This window comes from Ornithinibacter sp. (assembly GCF_035443565.1).
Classification (GTDB): Bacteria; Actinomycetota; Actinomycetes; order Actinomycetales; family Dermatophilaceae; genus Fodinibacter.
Genome location: NZ_DAORSO010000349.1, coordinates 1 through 1,477 on the forward strand (window position 1 = coordinate 1; position 1,477 = coordinate 1,477).

A 1,477-nucleotide genomic window follows, 5' to 3' on the forward strand; every position below is an offset into this window, starting at 1 on the left:
GGGTCCGCTCGCCGCGGTCGCGGAACGAGCGGCGGATGCCGTGCTGAACCGAGCCTTTCTCGAACCTCTCCTCGGGCTCGGGTACCCGTGGCGCGAAGCGCCGATCCTGAACGGGGTGCGCCGTTACCTGCGGGACGGCGACGACGCCGACGTGGTGGCCGACCTCGACTTCCTCGGGGTCCAGTACTACACGCGGCTGCGGGCGCCGTTCCTGCCGATCCCCGGGCTGTGGACCCTGCCCCGGTTCGGGGGCGCCGAGCACGGCAACGAGCTGACCTCCCTCGGCTGGGAGATCATGCCCGAAGGGCTCGGCCTCGTCCTCGACGCGGTGCACGCCTACGGCGCCTTCGAGCGGATCGTCGTCACCGAGGGTGGCGCGTCCTTCCCCGACGAGCTCGTCGACGGGCGGGTGCACGACGACCGGCGCATCGAGTACTACCGGAGCCACCTCGCACAGGTCGCCGGTGCCCGTGCCCGCGGGGTGCCGGTCGACGGCTACTTCGCCTGGTCGCTGCTCGACAACTTCGAGTGGGCCGAAGGGCTGGAGCCGCGCTTCGGGCTCGTGCACGTCGACTACGACACCCAGGTGCGCACCATCAAGGACTCGGGGTACTGGTTCGCCGAGCAGCTCGGCGGCACCGCCGCGTCGGGGTAGCTCAGAGGTCCCGGGGGTCGATGCGGCGCAGACCCGGGATGCCGTCGAAGCCGCGGTCGTTGGTCACGATCTCGGTGAACCCGGCGGTGAGTGCCGTTGCTGCGTGCACCGCGTCGCGGCCGCGCACGCCGCTGACCTCCATGAGGTCGAGGCTTCGCGCCTGGATCGCGGCAGTGAAGTCGTGAAACACGCAGGTCTCGGCCAGGGCGCGTCCCTCAGCGATGGCCACCTCTCGGCCGAATCGGCGCAGTCGGTGGAACACGTACTCCTGGGCTGCCTCGACGCTGAGGTGGATGTCAGAACGCGATCGACGGGCGCGGTCGATGAAGGCGCGGGCCACCTCGCGCTCGCTGCTCTCGCCGCCAACGGCCAACAGCAGGACAGTGGTGTCGACGAAGTAGTTCACCACGAGGTCGTGAACCGCTCGTCGAGGCTGGCCTTGATCTCCTCCAGCGTCTCGGCCGGGCCGGGCTGGGGTGTAGCCGTCAGGTCGAGGAACCGCTGCCAGGCTGCGCTCCTGGCGTCTGCGCCGGGGGGGTAGTGGGCGTCGATGGCCTCACGGATCACGGCATTGACGCTGCGGCCCGACTCCCTCGCCTCAGCGGCAACGCGTTCGTATCGCTCCTGGTCAAGGAGCAGCTGGAGGCGGCGCTCGAGCGTGGACATACACACAGCATACACATGCGTAGCCGCATGGCAGGGGATACCGTGGCGAGTCGACAGTGTCGGCGCGCCACGGCATCCGAGATGGTGTGAAACCGCCAGTGCTCAGAAGCGGCCGAGCGACTTCTTCTTCCAGGCCTTCTTCAGCGACAGGCGCAC

General features: G+C 69.4%; 3 protein-coding genes. 1 reads left to right on the forward strand and 2 read right to left on the reverse strand.

From position 1 onward, the window contains the following. Positions 1 to 655, forward strand: a 655-nt coding sequence (locus PLL68_RS15100; protein ID WP_324535505.1) for a family 1 glycosylhydrolase, incomplete at its 5' end; no start/stop codon positions are given. 1 nt (position 656) lies between these two features. Here the strand turns inward: PLL68_RS15100 and PLL68_RS15105 are convergent. Together PLL68_RS15105 and PLL68_RS15110 are read right to left on the reverse strand one after the other, a co-directional pair. Beyond that, positions 657 to 1,061 (reverse strand): type II toxin-antitoxin system VapC family toxin, encoded by a 405-nt coding sequence (locus PLL68_RS15105; protein WP_324535507.1) that lies wholly within the window; start codon positions 1,059 to 1,061, stop codon positions 657 to 659. Continuing rightward, the gene (locus PLL68_RS15110; RefSeq protein ID WP_324535509.1) at positions 1,058 to 1,321 is read right to left on the reverse strand and encodes a ribbon-helix-helix protein, CopG family; all 264 of its coding nucleotides are present in this window, start codon (positions 1,319 to 1,321) and stop codon (positions 1,058 to 1,060) included. Before PLL68_RS15110 ends, PLL68_RS15105 begins: the two co-directional genes overlap by 4 nt. Between the last annotated feature and the right edge of the window lie 156 nt (positions 1,322 to 1,477).

Excerpts from the sequence above, each read along its gene's own strand:
- PLL68_RS15110 (WP_324535509.1), bottom strand. The coding sequence starts at position 1,321 with ATGTCCACGCTCGAGCGCCGCCTCCAGCTGCTCCTTGACCAGGAGCGA.